This is a genomic window from Leifsonia sp. Y862, from assembly GCF_057669585.1.
On sequence record NZ_JBYHFR010000001.1, the window covers coordinates 1,599,837 to 1,617,536 of the forward strand.

The 17,700-nt window shown below is 65.6% G+C and carries 18 protein-coding genes; 8 read left to right on the top strand and 10 right to left on the bottom strand.

The features are described from left to right. Positions 1–2: 2 nt before the first annotated feature. Positions 3–1,226, top strand: coding sequence for an acetyl-CoA C-acetyltransferase (locus AC25Z0_RS07520; protein ID WP_488132760.1), 1,224 nt, complete (start codon positions 3–5; stop codon positions 1,224–1,226). 102 nt (positions 1,227–1,328) lie between these two features. On the opposite strand, the gene AC25Z0_RS07525 is transcribed toward AC25Z0_RS07520, so the two are convergent. The 8 genes from AC25Z0_RS07525 to AC25Z0_RS07560 all read right to left on the bottom strand — a co-directional run bounded on the left by AC25Z0_RS07525 (position 1,329) and on the right by AC25Z0_RS07560 (position 10,128). Then, positions 1,329–1,808, bottom strand: a complete 480-nt coding sequence (locus AC25Z0_RS07525) for a MaoC family dehydratase (protein ID WP_488132761.1) — start codon at positions 1,806–1,808, stop codon at positions 1,329–1,331. Continuing rightward, positions 1,805–2,554: an SDR family oxidoreductase gene (locus AC25Z0_RS07530; RefSeq protein ID WP_488132762.1), complete on the bottom strand. Its 750-nt coding sequence runs from the start codon at positions 2,552–2,554 to the stop codon at positions 1,805–1,807. The genes AC25Z0_RS07525 and AC25Z0_RS07530 overlap by 4 nt, the downstream gene beginning before the upstream one ends. 22 nt (positions 2,555–2,576) lie before the next feature. After that, the gene (locus AC25Z0_RS07535; RefSeq protein ID WP_488132763.1) at positions 2,577–3,686 is read right to left on the bottom strand and encodes an alcohol dehydrogenase catalytic domain-containing protein; all 1,110 of its coding nucleotides are present in this window, start codon (positions 3,684–3,686) and stop codon (positions 2,577–2,579) included. Positions 3,687–3,981: 295 nt separating this feature from the next. Continuing rightward, complete coding sequence (locus AC25Z0_RS07540; RefSeq protein ID WP_488132764.1) at positions 3,982–5,148, bottom strand: ROK family protein; 1,167 nt, start codon at positions 5,146–5,148, stop codon at positions 3,982–3,984. A gap of 59 nt (positions 5,149–5,207) precedes the next feature. Next, a complete protein-coding gene (locus AC25Z0_RS07545; RefSeq protein WP_488132765.1) occupies positions 5,208–6,893 on the bottom strand; it encodes a beta-N-acetylhexosaminidase in 1,686 nt (561 codons plus the stop codon). 2 nt (positions 6,894–6,895) lie between these two features. Beyond that, on the bottom strand, positions 6,896–7,771 hold the full coding sequence (locus AC25Z0_RS07550) for a carbohydrate ABC transporter permease (RefSeq protein WP_488132766.1): 876 nt from the start codon (positions 7,769–7,771) through the stop codon (positions 6,896–6,898). Next, a complete protein-coding gene (locus AC25Z0_RS07555) occupies positions 7,771–8,694 on the bottom strand; it encodes a carbohydrate ABC transporter permease (protein ID WP_488132767.1) in 924 nt (307 codons plus the stop codon). Before AC25Z0_RS07555 ends, AC25Z0_RS07550 begins: the two co-directional genes overlap by 1 nt. Before the next feature lie 117 nt (positions 8,695–8,811). Next, the gene (locus AC25Z0_RS07560; RefSeq protein ID WP_488132768.1) at positions 8,812–10,128 is read right to left on the bottom strand and encodes an extracellular solute-binding protein; all 1,317 of its coding nucleotides are present in this window, start codon (positions 10,126–10,128) and stop codon (positions 8,812–8,814) included. 211 nt (positions 10,129–10,339) lie between these two features. Here AC25Z0_RS07560 and AC25Z0_RS07565 point away from each other — a divergent pair, with 211 nt between their 5' ends. From AC25Z0_RS07565 to AC25Z0_RS07575, 3 genes are read left to right on the top strand one after another with little or no spacing between them, the layout of a single operon-like run. After that, positions 10,340–11,686 carry a hypothetical protein gene (locus tag AC25Z0_RS07565; RefSeq protein ID WP_488132769.1) on the top strand — a complete coding sequence of 449 codons (1,347 nt, stop codon included), beginning with the start codon at positions 10,340–10,342 and terminating at the stop codon, positions 11,684–11,686. Between the two features lie 60 nt (positions 11,687–11,746). Further along, positions 11,747–12,091: an ArsR/SmtB family transcription factor gene (locus tag AC25Z0_RS07570; protein ID WP_488121384.1), complete on the top strand. Its 345-nt coding sequence runs from the start codon at positions 11,747–11,749 to the stop codon at positions 12,089–12,091. Beyond that, on the top strand, positions 12,088–12,576 hold the full coding sequence (locus AC25Z0_RS07575) for an SRPBCC family protein (protein WP_488132770.1): 489 nt from the start codon (positions 12,088–12,090) through the stop codon (positions 12,574–12,576). The genes AC25Z0_RS07570 and AC25Z0_RS07575 overlap by 4 nt, the downstream gene beginning before the upstream one ends. Here the strand turns inward: AC25Z0_RS07575 and AC25Z0_RS07580 are convergent. Continuing rightward, positions 12,573–13,073, bottom strand: coding sequence for a nitroreductase/quinone reductase family protein (locus AC25Z0_RS07580; protein ID WP_488132771.1), 501 nt, complete (start codon positions 13,071–13,073; stop codon positions 12,573–12,575). The two genes, AC25Z0_RS07575 and AC25Z0_RS07580, sit on opposite strands and share 4 nt — an antisense overlap. A 113-nt stretch (positions 13,074–13,186) precedes the next feature. Between AC25Z0_RS07580 and AC25Z0_RS07585 the strand changes: the two genes are divergently transcribed. Together AC25Z0_RS07585 and AC25Z0_RS07590 are read left to right on the top strand one after the other, a co-directional pair. Beyond that, entirely contained in the window at positions 13,187–13,885 is a 699-nt protein-coding gene (locus AC25Z0_RS07585; RefSeq protein ID WP_488133123.1) for a DNA alkylation repair protein, read from the top strand. Positions 13,886–13,930: 45 nt separating this feature from the next. Beyond that, positions 13,931–14,791 carry a TspO/MBR family protein gene (locus tag AC25Z0_RS07590; RefSeq protein ID WP_488132772.1) on the top strand — a complete coding sequence of 287 codons (861 nt, stop codon included), beginning with the start codon at positions 13,931–13,933 and terminating at the stop codon, positions 14,789–14,791. Between the two features lie 217 nt (positions 14,792–15,008). On the opposite strand, the gene AC25Z0_RS07595 is transcribed toward AC25Z0_RS07590, so the two are convergent. Continuing rightward, complete coding sequence (locus AC25Z0_RS07595; protein ID WP_488132773.1) at positions 15,009–15,608, bottom strand: dihydrofolate reductase family protein; 600 nt, start codon at positions 15,606–15,608, stop codon at positions 15,009–15,011. Between the two features lie 113 nt (positions 15,609–15,721). Here AC25Z0_RS07595 and AC25Z0_RS07600 point away from each other — a divergent pair, with 113 nt between their 5' ends. Both AC25Z0_RS07600 and AC25Z0_RS07605 read left to right on the top strand, forming a co-directional pair. Beyond that, a complete protein-coding gene (locus AC25Z0_RS07600; protein WP_488132774.1) occupies positions 15,722–16,852 on the top strand; it encodes an aminopeptidase P family protein in 1,131 nt (376 codons plus the stop codon). Between the two features lie 80 nt (positions 16,853–16,932). Beyond that, positions 16,933–17,688 (top strand): alpha/beta fold hydrolase, encoded by a 756-nt coding sequence (locus AC25Z0_RS07605; RefSeq protein ID WP_488132775.1) that lies wholly within the window; start codon positions 16,933–16,935, stop codon positions 17,686–17,688. Positions 17,689–17,700 lie beyond the last annotated feature (12 nt).

The window sequence follows — 17,700 nt, forward strand, 5'->3', positions numbered from 1 at the left end:
ACATGGCCGAAGCATACATAGTGTCCACCGCCCGTTCGCCCATCGGTCGCGCCCGCAAGGGCTCGCTCGCCGGCATCCGCCCAGACGATCTCGCAGCCCGCATGGTGCGTGATGCGCTGGCGAAAATCCCCACGCTCGACCCTGGCCGCATCAATGACCTCATGCTGGGATGCGGCCTGCCAGGCGGAGAGCAGGGCATGAACATGGCGCGCATCGTGTCGGTTCTGCTGGGGCTCGACGAGGTGCCTGGCACCACCGTCAATCGCTACTGCTCGTCGAGCCTGCAGACCACGCGTATGGCTTTCCACGCCATCAAAGCCGGCGAGGGCGATGTCTTCGTGTCGGCGGGCGTGGAGTCGGTCAGCCACGCGATGCGCGGCTCCAGCGACTACATTGCGGGAGAGACCCTCACGAACCCGCTGTTCGATGCGGCGCTCGAACGCACCGAAGCCAGGGCTGCCAGCGGCGAAACCTCGTGGCGCGATCCCCGGCACGACGGGCGGTTACCGGATGCGTATATCGCGATGGGTCAAACCGCCGAGAACGTCGCCTCACTGAGAGGCATCACGCGCGACGAGCAAGACGCGTTCGCCGCGCGTAGCCAGCAGCGTGCAGAGGCGGCGAGCGCAAGCGGCTTCTGGGCCACGGATATCACGCCCGTCACGCTCGACGACGGCACGATCGTGGCGACCGACGACGGGCCACGCGCGGGCGTGACCATTGATGCGCTCGGTCAGCTCGACCCGGTGTTCCGGCAGAACGGCACCGTGACGGCGGGCAATTGCTGCCCACTCAACGACGGCGCCGCTGCCGTGGTGGTGGTGTCGGACCGCGTGGTCGACGAGCTCGGGCTCACTCCGCTTGCCCGCATCGTCTCCACGGGGGTGAGCGCGCTCTCGTCAGAGATCATGGGCCTTGGCCCTGTCGAGGCGAGCCGTCGCGCACTCGCGTTGGCCGGCCTCAGCATTGATGACATCGACCTGGTCGAGATCAATGAGGCCTTCGCCGCCCAAGTCATTCCCTCAGCGCGGGAACTCGGCGTCGACCCTGAGAAGCTCAACGTCTTCGGCGGTGCGATTGCCGTTGGACATCCGTTCGGCATGACAGGCGCCCGCATCACCTCGACGCTCATCAACGGGCTGCGGGAGACGGGTGGCCGCTACGGCCTCGAGACGATGTGCGTCGGTGGCGGCCAGGGCATGGCCATGGTGCTGGAGCGCGTCTGAGCTTTCGGCCCGCAGCCGCACCGCGGCGTGGCGTGGCGTGGTTAACCCGGCTGGCGCGCGTTAGATCCTGCGCCAGCCGGGTTTCCCCGCGCCCCGTTGGCATCACCCCGCGGCAGGGCCAGGTACGAAGAGCACAATCGTGTCGGCGACGAGGGCCGGTCGGGTGGCGCCCTCGATGTCGATCGTCACCGTGATCCCCGCGCGCACACCCTGCGGCGAGGGTTCGGCGCTGGTGATGGTCGAGGTTGCCCGCACGCGCGATCCGGCCGTGACCGGCTGCAGGAAGCGCACCTTGTCGAGCCCGTAGTTGACCACCAGCGCCGCACCGGCCACCTCAACGAGTCCGGCGGTGAGTCGCGGAATGAGCGAGAGGGTGAGGTAGCCGTGGGCGATCGTGGCACCAAATGGCCCGGATGCCGCGCGTTCGGCATCCAGGTGGATCCACTGCCAGTCTTCGGTCGCGTCGGCGAACGCCTGGATGCGGTCCTGATCAATGGGGAACCACTCCCCCGTCGCTGACTGCCCGATGGCCTCAGCGAGGGCACCGGGTGAGGAGATGGTGAGGGTCGGGGTCGCGGTCATGCTCTCGGCCCTCCTGCCACGTACAGCACCTGCCCGGAGACGAAGCTCGCCTCCTCAGAGCAGAAGAATGAAATTGCCGCAGCGATGTCGTCCGGCTGACCTACCCGCCCAACGGGTATCTCCTTCGCCGCGCCAGCCAGGAAGTCGTCGAATGCGACGCCCATGCGTTCGGCGGTCGCGCGGGTCATCTCGGTCTGAATGAAGCCGGGCGCCACGGCATTCGCTGTCACGCCATAGCGGCCGAGTTCGAAGGCGAGAGTCTTCGTGAAGCCCTGCATGCCGGCTTTCGCGGCTGCGTAGTTGGCCTGCCCGCGGTTGCCGAGCGCCGAGGTACTTGACAGGTTCACAATGCGACCCCATCCCTCGGCAACCTGATGCGCCTGCACGGCTCTACTCATCAGGAACGCGCCACGCAGGTGCACGCCGAGCACGGCATCCCAGTCGTCTTCGCTCATCTTGAACAGCAGATTGTCGCGCAGGATCCCGGCATTGTTCACCAGGACCGTAGGGGCACCGAGCTCTTCAGCGACCCGCGCGACCGCTGCAGCCACGGCATCCGCTTCGGCGACGTTCGCGCCGACAGCGATGGCGCTGCCGCCCTCCGCTTCGATCGCGGCAACCGTGTCGGCGCAGTGTTCGGCGTCGAGGTCGAGAACGGCGACGGAGTAGCCGTCGACGGCGAGTCGTCTGGCGGTCGCGGCTCCGATGCCGCGGGCTGCTCCTGTGACGATGGCGGTTCGTGTCATACGGATGTCCATTTCGTTGTAGTTACGGTCTGTCGAAGGTGATGAGTTGGCGCAACTGCGTGCCAGTGGCGAGGCGGTCCATTCCCTCCGCGATCTCGTCGAGGCGAATGCGTGCCGAAACGAGTCGTTCGAGGGGCAACAAACCGGCGCGCCAGAGGTCGACATAGCGCGGGATATCGCGGCTCGGAACGGCCGAGCCCAGATAGCTGCCGATGATTGTCTTGGCCTGGGCAGTCAGAAGGAGCGGCGCAATGCTCGCCCTGGCATCCGGAGCTGGCAGACCAACAGTCACCGTTGTGCCGCCTTGCGCCGTGAGCAGAAGCGCGGTCTCGAAGGCGCGGGCAGAGCCGGCCGCCTCAATCACCAGCGGCGCCGTCAACGCGGCATCCGTTGCGGCAGACGGTGCGAAGGTCGCTGACGCACCGAGCTCAGTGGCGAGCTCGAGCTTGGCCGGCAGGGCGTCGACGCCGACGACCTCGTGGCCGAGCGCCGCAGCCACAAGCAGCGCGGCCATGCCGACGCCACCCAGCCCGACGACAATGACACGCGAGCCGGGAGTCGGACGTCCGGCGTTGATCACCGCGCCGCCGCCGGTCAGCACCGCGCAACCGAGCAGCGCCGCGATCTCGGCCGGCACATCAGCGTCCACCGGCACCACGGACGTACGACTGACGACGGCATGGCTTGCGAAACCCGAGACACCCAGGTGGTGGTGCACGGCATGCCCATCACGGTGCAAGCGGATGCCGCCGCCCACGAGCGTGCCAACGTTGTTCGCGGCACTCCCGACGCGGCAGGGCAGCCGGCCATCGGTGAGACACTCCGGGCAGGCACCGCACCGGGGCAGGAAGGTCATCACGACGCGCGTTCCAATCGCGACGTCGTCCACGCCCTCGCCCAGCATCTCGACTATTCCCGCGGCCTCGTGCCCGAGCAGCATGGGGGTCGGCCGCACGCGGTTGCCGTCGACGACACTGAGATCGGAGTGGCAGAGCCCCGCGGCCTCTATCCGCACGAGCAGCTCACCGTGACCGGGAGGGTCCAGCTCCATCGGTCCCACAGTGAACGGGCGGGACACGGCGAACGGCGTCGGCCCGCCCGAACGCTCGAGCACTGCGCCGATGATCTGCATGTGACCTCCTCGTCGAGGTGAACGGGCGTGAGCCCGGCATCCGTTTCCGATGCAGGGCCAGCATACCGACTACGCGGTATGTTGGCGAGTGCGAATACTGAGGCCGCCGCTGCGCAGCCTGGTGCTGGCCGAGAATGGCGGTTCACTCACGGTAACCAAATCCTGGCGCGCGAAAACGCGCCAGGCGCGTGCTTTATCGCGCGCCAGGCGCGTTTCCGCGCGCCCACGTGAAATCCACGAGGCCATTCGCCCATTAGACGGCCGAAAACAGCCTCCTCGACCAACGGGGAGCGAGCTAGCGGATGCCGAGCTGCGCCTGAATGACGGCGCTCGCCCCACCCAGGATCACGAGGTCTGGATCCTGCTCGTATACCTGCACCCGGATGCTCTCGGCATGCGCGGGTAACAGACGCTCGCGGATGGACGTGAGTACGGCATCCGCGTAGAGCCCCTGGACAAGTCCAGAGGGGCCGACCAGCGCGACGTCTGTGATGTTGAGCATGCTCACCACGGGTGAGAGGAAGCCGCCGAGCATCGTGCCAGCGCTCGACACGAGAGCGTCCCGTTCGCCGGCTGGGCTGCTCTCGATCCGGTGCAGCAGGTGCGAGGCTCCGGTGACCTGCTCCAGGCAGCCGCGGCGTCCGCAGACGCATTCCTCACCGTTCGGATCCACGGTGACGTGACCGATCTCCCCCGCGGCGAATTGCTCGCCTGGGACGAGGTCGCCGTCGAGGATCACCGCACCACCAACGCCGTTCTCGATGGTCACGACGAGCAAGTCACGAGTTGCACGGTCCCTGAACCGACGGATGCCGAGGGCGATCCAATTCACGTCGTTCCCGACGACGACGCCGAGCCCTGTCGCGGCCGAGACCGCGTTGGCCACATCAATGTCGCGCAGGCCGAGACGGTCGGAGACGCGGATGTTGCCGACGTCGTCGACGAGTCCGGGAGATGCAATGCCGATCCCCCGCACGCGTGCCGACGTCGCGACGACGAGTTCGTTCACTGTGCGCACGGCCAGCTCGAGCACGGCGTCGCCGGTCGCGCCGCCCACCTCGATGCTGGTGCGCGCGACGATCTCGCCTCGCAGGTTCACAAGCGATCCGGTGAAGGTCTGGCCGCCACTCAGGTCAACGACAACTGCCGCGTTGCCCAGGGCGTCGATCTCCACCTGCGCGGCGGGCTTGCCCACGCGAGCTTCAGCCACGACGCCGAGGTCGCGCAGCATGCCGTCATCGAGGAGGTCCGCCACGAGAGCAGTCACGGTGGGTTGCGACAGTTTCGTCGCGGCTGCAAGTTGCGGCCGAGTCATTGGTCCGCTCGAGTAGAGCAGGCCGAGAATGAGTGAGAGATTGTGGGCGCGGGCGTCCTGAGCGACGGCGGCCCGCAACGGCGACGGCGTACGCCGCACTGCCCGCAGCTCTGCTGACGTCAGCGACAGTGTGTCGTTTCCTCGCACTCCCCGGCCTCCCCTCCCGCTCACTGTAGCGTGCGGGACGGGAGGTACCTGCTCATGCGTCATGCCACCGGCTCGTCGGCGTCAGCCTGAACGTCGGCGTCAACGTCGGCGTCAAACGCACGGGTCAGCTCGGCGACTACAGCCTCGCGCTCGGCCAGGGTCTGCTCCCGCCCACGAACGCCAGGACGCTGCTGCCACGGCTTCGGACCGTCCGCGTGCCGGTACTCCACACCGAACGCGTCAAGCCGGCCGAGGTGGGCGTTCAAGCGCACCTCGAACTCGGTGTCGTCGGTGACCGGTCCAGCCCACAGCGCTTCACTGAGGCCGCAGGCCCGCGGCCACAGCATGTAGTCACGATTGCGCGGACCATCAAGGTGCTCCGCCCACAGGTTTCCCTGTCCGCCCCGAATGAGCGCGCGAGCGCTTTCCTCGACGCCAGCGGGCATCGGGTCGAACCGGGCGACATCGGTAGCCGTCACGACGACCCCCACCGGAACCGGCTCACGGGGATCATCCGATTGGCGGTAGTCGAAATAGACCAGGTGGTCGGGGCAGGCAACGACCTCAAGGCCGGCGCGCAACGCGGCGCGAACGCCGGCCTCGCCTCGCCAACCCAGCACAACGGCATCCGGTCTGGCAGTGTGCTCAAGCAGGTCATCCCAGGCCAGCAGCTCACGATTGTGTGACTGCAGGCGTGCGTCGAGCTGCATGAGGAACCAGGCCTGCAATTCACGCGGATGCGACAACTCGCGCTCAGCGGCCAACTCAACTGAGCGGGCATCCGCTTCCCACGGCGCAGACGGGCACTCGTCACCGCCGAGACCGATGACGCGCGACGGGAAGATGTCAACCAACTCGTCAATCACCGTGCAGAAGAAGTCGACCGTGGCCTGCTCCATGTTCAGCGGGAAGTCAGACACCCCGAATCGCGGCCAGACCGCGGGCGGGAAGCCCGGCGATGTACTGATTCCGAGTTCTGGGTAGGCCGCGATAGCTGCCTGGGAATGCCCGGGAACGTCGATCTCCGGCACGATCGTCACGCCGAGGTCGGCGGCGAACGCCACCAGGTCGCGCAGTTCGTCCTGCGTATAGAAGCCGCCGTGCGGCCGGTCGAGCTCCCCCGCCGTGGCATCGTCGGCGCCAATTTGTGTCGAGGCGCGCCACGACGCAATCTCGGTCAGCCGCGGGAACGCCAGCACTTCAAGGCGCCATCCCTGGTCATCCGTCAGGTGCAGGTGCAGCGTGTTGAGCTTGTGCATCGCCATCAGCTCGACGATGCGACGCAGCTCGCGAACCGGCAGGAAGTGCCGGGCGACGTCGATCATCAGACCGCGCCAGGCATACCGAGGCGCGTCTTCAATACGTACGTGCGCAATCTCCAGCGCACGGGGCACGGCGGCGCCGGAACGCCACACGTCGTCACTAGAGAGCTGCAGCAGTGTGTGCGTCGCGGCGACGAAGCCGGCGGCGCTCGATGCAGCGACGGCTACACCCGAGTCGTCGACGGTGACCTGATAGGCCTCCTCCGCAAGCGACTCGTCGAGAGTGAAGCGGATGTCGGCGGTGTCCGCCGATCCGTCGCTCGCGTGAAGACGCAGTCCAGACCAGAGCCGAGAGCGCAGCAGAACAGACGCCGGGAGCGCGGCATCCGCTGCATGGACGGACACCGAACCCTGGCCAGTGGGGCGCCAGACGCCGGAGCCGGCTTCGACGAAAAGCGGACGGGGAATCAGAGTGATTGCCATGACTATCCCTTCACCGCCCCTGCTGACATGCCGGAGACGAGCTTGCGCTGCATCAGCACGAAGAACACGACGACCGGCAGTGAGAACAGCACCGATCCGGCCATCTGGCCGCTGATGTCGGTTCCGGTCACAGGTGAGCTGAAGGACGCCAGCCAGACCGGCAGGGTGTACATCGTCTGGTCACGCATGAACGTGTAGGCGATGAGGTAGTCGTTCCAGGCCGTGATGAAGGTGAACACGCTCGTCGCGATGACACCGGGAAGCACGAGCGGGAAGAGGATGCGGGTGAGCACCTGCCAGCTCGACGCACCGTCCAGCTGAGCCGCTTCTTCAAGCTCGGCGGGCAGCGCGAGGAAGAAGCCGCGCATCACCCAGATGGCGAAGGGCAACGTGAGTGACACGTACGCCAGGATGAGGCCGATGTAGTTGCCAAGCATGCCCGTCGCGTTGAAAACGAGGAACTGCGGCACCAGCAGGGCCGTCGGCGGGATCATCTGCAGGATGAGGATGGCGACCAGGATCGTGCGGCGACCACCGAAGCGGAACCGAGAGAGCGCAGCGGCGGCGAGCATTCCGACGACGATCGCGACGAGCACGGCGGCCAGGACGACGATCACCGAGTTGCGCAGGTTCGTGAAGAAGCCCGACTGCAGCATCGCGTTGGCGAAGTTGTCCAAGGTGAAGTTCACCGGCAGGAACGACGGCGTCGTGCTGAGCGCATCGGCGCGCGGCGTGAACGCGGTCTTGACCATCCAATAGGTCGGGAAGAACCACACGATGGAGAAGACAACGGCAATCGTTGACGACCCCCAGTTGATGTTCTTGAACCGGCGGGTGCGGGGGGTGGGCATTGGTGTGCTTGTGGCGCGTTTAGTCATCACAGGTCCTCTCCGGAACGCACGAGGCTGCGGATGTAGAAGGAGGTCACGACAGCGAGCAGGATCGTCGTGATGACGGCGATCGCCGATCCACCACCGATATCGAAGCTGACGAAGGCGGTGATGTAGGTGAACACCCCGAGCGTGGCGGTCGCGCCATTGGGTCCGCCATGGGAGACGAGCCAGATCTGGTTGAAGATGTTGAAGTTCCAGATGGTCGACAGGATCGTGACGAGCATGATCGTGGGGCGAAGGAACGGCAACGTGACCGAGCGGTAGATCCGGGAGTCGGTGGCGCCATCGAGCTTTGCAGCTTCGATGTATTCGGCCGAGACCTGCGTCTCTGCGGCGTAGACGGTCAAGGCGATGAAGGGAACGGCCTGCCAGACGATGAGCAGCCAGATGGCGATGAAGGCGTGGAAGGGGTCAGCCGACCAGTCGGTGTCGGTCATATCGCCAAAGATGCCCACCTGGGTGAGCAGCCAATTCACGACGCCATAGCCGGGCTGGAACAACCAGTTCCAGACCAGGGAGGCGGCGACGTTGGGCATTGCCCAGGCGAAGATCAGCACGATCGTGACGATGGTGCGCAGCGCTGCGTTGATGCGGGTAAGGACGTGCGACATGCCGACGCCGATCAGCACAGAACCGAGCACGAGCGCGGCGGTGAAGAGGATCGTACGCACGAATGACGCCCAGAACTCAGGATTGCTGAGCACCGCTTCGAACTGGTCGAGCCCGACCATGTCGTAGGCGCCCGTGAAGAGCGAGCGCTGGTTGAAGTTCGTGAAGGAGGTGAAGACCATCACCACGATGGGAACGATGGTGACCGCGAGGATCACGATCCCAGCGGGAGTGAGCAGCAGCGCCGCCACACTTCGCCGGTCGGCGAATGCGCGCGCCGAGCGTTTGGAGCCGGACATCGGTGCTCTCTTTCTGTCTTGCTGATTGAGCGTGGCCCGTCAGGCGCGGGGGCGCCGGACGGGCCACAGGTATTGCGTCAGTGCTTCAGTTCCGTGCTGCGTTACGTGAGTGCTGCGTTACTTGAGTGCTGCGTTGACCGCGGTGTTGAAGGTCGCGGCAGCGGCCTTCGTCGTGGCACTGCCGCTGGCAACCGAGGAGAACAGCTCCTGCAGGGAGTTGCTGCCTTCAATCGCTGACCAGCCCGATGAGGCCGGCGTTGCGCGTGAATTCAGTGCGGCCTGGAAGAATCCGACCTTCGAATCGCTGAGCGTCGACTGCGCGGCTTCGATTCCCTCTGCGCTGTTCGGGATCCAGCCGCTGACGCCGAAGACGTAGTCGTTCTGGATGTCAGGGCTCGCAGCGATCTGCGTCCAGATGAGCGCGAGTTCCTGGTTGGAGCTCTTCGCTGCGATTCCCCAGTCAGAGCCACCGAGCATGACGGGCTGGGTCTTACCGGACTGGCCGGGCAGAGCGAAGGTTCCGATGTCGTCGGCGGTCAGGCTGGGGTTGGCCCCCAGGATGACATCGACGGCGCCGTTGCTACCCACGATGGCGGATGCCTTGCCGTCGGCGAAGATCTGCTCCTGCTCGGGGCTGTCGGTGCTCACCGTGCGAGATGATGCGGCCGAGTAGGTGTTCTGGAATTCCTTCCAGGCAGCCAGGGCATCCTGCGCCTTCGCACTGTCAAGCGCGCCGGTCCAGGTTCCGTCGGTGTCGACGGCGATCTCTCCACCCTGATCCCAGACGAACTGCATGCCCACGTACCAGTGCTGACCGGGAAGGTACAGCGACGAGAAGTCAGCGGCGGGGTTCACGGCCTTGACCGCATCGAGGTCCGCGGTCAGTTCGTCCCAGGTGGTCGGAGGGGTCGTGATACCGGCTGCGGCCCACGTCGCCTTGTTGTAGATCACCGAGCGTGCGCCAGCGAAGCCGGGGATCGCGTACAGCGAACCGTCAACGGTCGCCGGGTCAACCAGACCGTAAAGCCAGGTCTGACCCTGCTCGAGCTGGTCGCGGTACTTCGTGACATCCATCAGCGCGCCGTTCTCGGCGTAGCTGGAGACCTGGGTGTTTCCGATGTCGACGACGTCGGGCGGGTTATTGGTACTGAGGGCCGTCGACAACTTCGTCGTGATGCCGTCCCACTGCTGAATCTGGACGTCGGCTTCTGCGCCGGTCCGCTCAGTGAAAGTCTTGTTGATGGCATCCAGGGTGTCCTGGCTGTAGTCATCCTGCATCACCCAAACGGTGACTTTGTCGCCTGCGGCGTCCACGGTGTCCGGGATGGATGCCGGAGCGCTGCTGCTTGCCGTCGAGCTGCCGCAACCGGCGAGCGCGAGCATGAGAGCGGCAGATACCGCGACTGCTGGTACCACTCGAGTTGTCGAGTGCATGGTGTACTCCTCATTGTCTGTGATGCGTGTGACGCTCTCAGCTGTGGGAGGACAGCACCACCCGATCGTTGGCGACCGTGCCTGGCTTCTCTCTCATAGCGAAGACGATAATTAATAAAGAATGCAGGCTTATTAAAGAGATTGCAAGTTGAGCGCCCTCTTCCCCGAAGGGGGGCCGCGCGCACAATTACCTCGCTGCCAGACTGAGCGGATGCCTTCACGCCGCTCTCGCCGCACGCTCGCTGCCGCCATCGCCACGATCACGCTCACCGCCGCCACCGGCCTCTTCGTGACGGCGCCGGCTTCGGCTGCCCCAGCGGAACGCGCGAGTGCCACCAGCACGGGACTCCGCACCGGTGTTGCCGCCGACTACCTGGACCATGTCCAAGCCTTGTATGTCGCTTACTTCAACAGGCCAGCGGATGCGGCCACCCTCGCAACCTGGCAACTGGCTCTGTCAGGGGCCGGGATCGGGATCGTCGACATCGAGCAGGCGTTTGAGGCCACCTACGCGGGCACCGATGCCACCTACGCCGGGACGGAGATTTACCAAAGTCTGTTCGGTCGCACCCCGTCGTTCCTGTCATGGTCCGCGCTGTTGGCGGTCCAAACCGCCGCAGATGAAGAGATGAAGCGTTGGGAAGGCGTGAGGGCCGAGCAGGCGAAGGCTGATGCGGCCAGCGCACTCGCACAGGCCGCCGCGGTCGATGCCACTACGGCGAGTGCAGCATTGTCCAGCAGCCAGGCCGCCCTGGCCACGGCCACGCAGGCGGCGACGACGGCGACCGGCGAGGCCAGTGCTGCTCGCGCTGCAGCCGACGCAGCCCAGACCGCCGCTACGGACGCCGCCGCAAATCCCAATCCGTCCCCCGAACTCCAAGCGACTGCCGACCGACTGGCCGCGGCCGCGCTGGTCGCAGAAATCGCAGCCACCGCCGCACGTGATGCCGAGGCCACCGCCGCCGCCATCGCAACCGCCGCCGCGACAGCAGCCTCCGTGGCCCAGCAGAATGCCTCCGATCTGGCCGCGGCTGCGGCATCCGCCCTGGCCGCTGTGACACAGGCCAAGGCGGCGTATAGCGCCGCGGACGCCGCAACGCCGCCGGCTGTACCCGCGACGCTCCCGGCCCGCGATTCCGCAGCTGTCACCGCGCCAGTGGCGACCGACGCCGGCCGAGCCCTACTGCTGATCGCCTCCGGTTTCGCGCCAGGAACGGATGTCGCAATCGGCATCCATTCCGACCCCCTTGCGATCGCGCCGATCACCGCTGACGCCAGCGGACTAGCGGCCACCCTGTTCAGAATTCCTGACTCGTTCGCCGGCGACCACAGCCTCGTGGCGGTCGGCACCGGAACCGACGGTTCGCCACGCACCGTGCGTCTGGATATCGTCGTGTCGGCCCCCGCAGCGGCCGCGTCGCCCGTCGCCGTGTCGGCCGCCCTGGCCGAGACGGGAATCGACCCGGCACTCCCGCTTGGCGCCGGCATCCTGCTCCTCATCGCCGGCTCCTTCGTCGTCTACCACCGACGCACGGTCACCGTCGCGCGGGCTAGCTAGTCGACATCCGCCCAACACTTAGCCCTTGACCTCAGTGTCGTCGCGGCATAACTTAGCTGCATGGCTCAGTATTCAGGGCAGCTTGACGCCGTGTTCCAAGCCCTCGCTGACCCCACTCGGCGCGCCGTGCTGGGCAGGTTGGGCAGGGGCTCTGCGAGTATCGGCGAACTCGCGGAGCCGTTCGACATGGCGTTGCCCTCATTCATGAAGCACATCCGCTACCTCGAGACCGCGGGCTGGATACGAACTCGCAAGACCGGTCGCGTGCGCATGTGCACACTCGAACCGGAGTCATTCGGCGCGATCGAGACCTGGCTCAGCGAACAGCGGAGCATCTGGTCGGGCCGCACTGATCGACTCGAACATTTAGTCACCACCATTCACGACAAGGAGACACTCGAATGACCACCCTCGATCTGACTTCCCTTCATCCTGAACTCGACCTCACCGTTTCCCGCGTCATCAGGGCTCCGCGCTCTGCCGTGTGGAACGCGTGGACCGATCCGACGCTCTTCGAACAATGGTGGGTCCCGGCCCCAGAGGTCTGCCGCGTTCTGGACATGGACCTGCGCCCCGGCGGGTCATTCCGCACAGAGATCAGCCAGGACGGTACCGGGTTCGCCCCGCACATCACGGGATGCTTCCTCGCGGTCGACGATCTCGAGCGCATCGTCTTCACCGACGCGCTTGTCGCCGGCTGGCGGCCCGCCGAGGCGTCATTCATCACCGCCGTCATTGCCATGCGGGTTCACCCGGACGGCACCGAATACACCGCCACCGCAATGCACCGCGACGTCGCCGACCGCGACAAGCACGAACAGCTTGGCTTCCACGATGGCTGGGGCACCGTCACTCGGCAGCTCGCCGAACTCGTCGAGCCGGGTGCCTAGGCAGACCGCAACTCTGCCACCGGTCGCAATCGGAACAGCCGAACGTTACGCCCCGACTGCCGTTCGTACGAGCGATACCCCGGCCACTGCTGTTCAATCCGTCGCCAGACGTCATCACGCTCGGCATCGGGGATGAGGGTCGCGCGCACGCTGAGGCGGCGACCTCGAACACTGATGACGGCATCCGGGTGCGCGATCAGGTTGTAGGTCCACGACGGATGCCGCTCGCGGCCGAAGCTGCTGCCAGCCACTATCGCGCTGCCGTGCCCGTCCGGGGTGTACATCAGTTCGGTATCGCGCACGACGCCCGACTTCGCCCCGGTCGAATGCAGCACCAGCGACGGCACGAGCAGCCCGCTCAGCTGGACCCGACCCCCGCTGAGACGGGTGACCACACGCTCCAGCATCGGCAGCACCGTCGGAGCGATCCGGCGAAACAGTCGCGTGTGGGTGATCGGCGCTACGACAGATCGAACGATGTGAAGAATGCTCGGCATGAAGCCATGCTGCCATCTATTGCATTGCCCGTCTTTAGCCGCGCGCGCAGACCTCACGTCTTAGGCTGAAACCGACACGCGACGAGCCGGAGACTGAGGTGACCCAGACGACGATGAACGAGACAACGGTGAATGGAACGACAGCGGCCCAGCTGACGGTGGCCGAGGTGATGGCCGAACTGGCCGCGCTTGAAGACCCGCGCTCCCGCGAGGTGAACGCGAATCACGGTGACGACCACGGAGTGAACCTCAGCAAGCTCCGCGCGGTGGCCAAGCGGCTGAAGACCCAGCAGGAGCTTGCGCGCGAGCTGTGGGACACCGGCGACACCGCGGCGCGGCTGCTGGCGATTCTCATCTGCCGCCCGCAGGCATTCGAGCAGGGTGAGTTGGACGCCATGTTGCGTCAGGCGCGCACTCCCAAGGTGCAGGACTGGCTCGTGAATTACGTGGTGAAGAAGAATCCGCATGCTGAAGAGCTGCGCCTTGCCTGGTTAGCCGACCCAGACCCCGTGGTCGCGAGCGCCGGCTGGGCGCTGACCACCGAACGAGTGGCGAAACGGCCAGAAGGCCTCGATCTCCCAGGCCTGCTCGACACCATCGAAGCAGAGATGACGGATGCCCCTGATCGCCTGCAGTGGGCAATGAACCATTGCCTGGCTCAGATCGGCATCGAGCACGCAGAGTGCCGCGCTCGTGCCATCGACATCGGCGAGCGCCTTGAGGTGCTCAAGGACTATCCGACTCCCCCGAACTGCACCTCGCCGTTCGCGCCCATCTGGATCACCGAAATGGTGAAGCGACAGCGGGCGTAGGAAGCGAGCCTGTTCTCGCGAGCGCAGCTCCCGTATCGTGACACCATGACTACCTCGCCCCAGACCACTGACCGAGTCAGGCAAGCCATCGTCTTCGTTCTCGCGTTGCTGGCGATCGCGGGCGCAACGTTCGGCTCTGGGGCCTTCGGAGGCACACCGATTCAGGATGCCGCGGGTGGCGCACTCGCGGCCGACGCCACCCTGATAGCACCGGCTGGCCCAGCGTTCAGTATCTGGTCGGTGATCTATCTCGGGCTGCTTGCCTATGCCGTGTGGCAGCTGTTCCCCGGCCAGGCAGCACGCGAGGTTCATCGCAAGGTCGGGTACCTCATCGCCCTGTCCATGCTGCTCAATGCGGCGTGGATCGGGAGCGTGCAACTCGGCCGGGTTGGGCTATCTGTCCTGACGATCATCGTTTTGCTTGCGGTCCTCGGAACCACATTCGCCCTGCTGCAGGGAACACCGCGGGGCGTCACGTCCAGAGCAGCTGGCATCGCGGAGGCCATCATCCTCGATGGAACCGTCGGCTTGTACTTGGGCTGGGTGACGATCGCCACCGCCGCGAACGTGACGGCGTGGCTGACAGAGCTCGACTTTACCGGATGGGGCATCCAGCCAGACGCATGGGGCGTGATCGTCGTCATCGTTGCCGCGGCCATCGGTATTGCAACGGCAATCGCGAGCCGTGGGCGACTCACCCCGGCAATCGCGTTGGCCTGGGGGCTGGGCTGGCTCGCCGTCGCCCGACTCAGCGGAGAGCCGGAATCACAACTCGTCGGCATCAGCGCGGCATTGGCGGCCGTTGTCGTGCTCGCCGCGGCGGTTGTCACGCGCGTCGTTGCCCAGCGGTCAGGTTACCGACCCGCAGACAATGCCATGCCGCTGGGTGCGAGCAGGGTCAGCTAGGTGCCCAAACGTCTGCGACCTATCCTGCTTCTGGTCGTCGCCGTCGTGTTGTGGGTCGCGGGATTCTCGCTGTTTATGTTTGCAGAAGTGCTAGCTCTCCGTTTTGTGGGAGTACTTCTCTTCGCCGCTGCTGTTCCCTGTGCAATCGCTGGTGGCCGCGGCTTGCGCAACCCTCACTGACGCGTCGCCCTCACTGACTGGGGATGGCGTCCCCGTGTCAGCTGGCTGCCACACGCCGATAGGTATTGACCAGTACGCCAGCGGCCAGCGCACGGCTCTCGACGAGGGCGAGCGTGGTGAGCGGGAACCCGTCGGAGAACAGCTTCTTTCCGGTGCCAAGCACGATCGGGTAGATGACGAGACGGTACTCGTCGATCAGGTCGTGCTCGGCCAGCGTTTTGATCAGCTCTGTGCTCCCCCACACCCGGATCTCGCCGCCAGGTTCGGCACGCAACTTCGCCACGGCGGCCGGAACGTCGGGACCGAGAAGGTGCGTGTTCTGCCAGCCCACCTCGGTGAGCGTGCGTGACGCGACGTATTTGGGGATGCGGTTATATCTCCTGGTCAACTCCCCAGTCAGGCCATCGGCGTCCTCAGGCCACACTCCCCAGGCGCCGGCCCAGATCTCGTAGGTCTTACGACCGAGCAGCAACGCCTCTGTCTTGCTCTCCCATTCCGCGATGATGTTGTCGCCTTCGGCACCTGCATCGACGTACCTGTCCTGCCAGCCGCCGTGTTCGAAGTCTTCCTCCGAACCGCCAGGTGCCTGAGCGACGCCGTCGAGTGTCATGAACATTTGCACCACAATGGAGCTCATATCTGTTCTCCTTCCCTGAACTCGGGCTCAGTGTGATCGTGAGGGATAACAGCACAAAGGTCAACGGCACAGAGGTAAACAGCACAGAGGTCATAAGCACAAGGAGGCACGCGATGAAGCCACGATGGGAACCCATCCCGTTCACCAGCGACGATTACGCAAACCGGATGGCTCGGCTGGTTGATGATGCGCGTGAAGCGGGACTTGACGGCGTCATCGTGACGCCTGGGCCCGACCTGTTGTGGCTCACCGGCTACCAACCCCCAGCCATCACCGAGAGGCTGACCATGTTGGCCCTCGCTCCCAACGCGCGCCCGACGCTGCTTGTGCCCGTGTTGGAGAGACCCGATGCCGAAGCCGCCGAAGGAGCAACCGGCGTGCAGGTCATCGACTGGGTCGATGGGACAGACCCCTATGAGGCGGCTCGTCGCTTGCTGCAGCCGGACGGGCGATTCGGGATCTCCGACTCTGCGTGGGCGATGCATCTGCTCGGCCTGCAGACGGCGCTGCCCGGCACCCTCTTCGAGGCTTTGGGGCACAGCCTCCCGATGATGCGAGCGGTCAAGGACTCCAACGAGCTCGAACGCCTCGCCATGGCGGGCGCCGCTGCGGACGCGACATACGGCGAGATCGTACACGTGCGGTTCGCCGGTCGGCGCGAGACGGAGGTGGCGGCAGACCTGGCCAGGCTCTTGCGGGAGTTCGGGCATGAGCAGGTCGATTTCACCATCGTTGGCTCTGGCCCCAACGGTGCCAGCCCGCATCACGAAGCGGGCGATCGGGTGATTGAGCAAGGAGACGTGGTCGTGCTGGACTTCGGCGGCCTGATGAATGGCTACGGGTCTGACACGACCCGCACAGTGTGCGTCGGCGAGCCGTCGGCCGAGGCGCAGGAGGTCCATGAGGTCGTCAGACGTGCACAGCAGGCGGCATTCGAGGCTGTCGCTCCGGGAGTGCAGTGCCAGGAGATCGACCGGGTGGCCAGAGCTGTGATCACCGAGGCGGGGTACGGCGAGAAGTTCATCCATCGCACCGGCCACGGAATCGGTATGACGACCCACGAGCCGCCATACATGGTCGAGGGTGAGGAGCAGCTGCTCCGACCGGGGATGTGCTTCTCGATTGAACCGGGAATCTACCTCGCCGGGCGCTTCGGAGTTCGCATCGAGGACATCGTAACGGTCACCGACAACGGTGGTGTGCGACTCAACAACACCGACCACGCCCTCCGCATCGTCGAGTAGTCGGCCCCGCAGGACGCACGACGATAAGCTGTGTTCCCGTTGCGGCTGCTGTGGGCGGCCCCACGGAATGGGTGGAGCGGATGACATACCTGCGGATCAACGACGTTGACCTGTACTCAGAGGTCGATGGCACAGGCGATCCCGTCGTCCTGCTGCACGGTGGCTTCTGCTCTGTGGAGCACTTGCGGGCGCAGTCAGATGTCCTCGTCCCCCACTACGAGGTGTTCGCCTTCGAGCGCCCAGGCCACGGCCGATCAGCGGATGTCGATGCCGAGTTCAACTACGAACGCGGCGTCGCAGACACCCTCGCCTACCTCGACGCCAACGGCATCGAATCAGCCAACGTGATCGGCTACAGCGACGGCGCCATCATCGGCCTGCTGCTCGCGCTGGAACACCCGCACCGCGTCCGTTCGTTGGTCGCCATCAGCGCGAATCTCGATCCGTCGGCATTCACGCAGTCCGAGGGCGACCACGGTCCTGTCCTCGACGCGATCGCGCCGGCCGCGGCATCCGCTGAACCGAAGCCGGATGTCGAGCGGATGCACTACGAGGCTCTGTCTCCCGACGGCCCTGAGCACGCCGACGTCGTGCTCGACAAGCTGTTCAGGCTCTGGACGACAGAACCCAGCATCGACCCGGCCGACCTCGCGAAAATCACGGCGCGCACCCTCGTGATGTCGGGAGACCGCGACACGATCCGGCCAGACCACAGCCTGCTCATCGCCGCATCCATTCCCGGCGCGCAGTTGTGCATCGTGCCGGGAACGACGCACAACCTGATCGCAGAGCGACCAGAACTGGTCAGCACCCTCATCAGGGAGTTCCTGGCGTAACGCTCGTCTCGT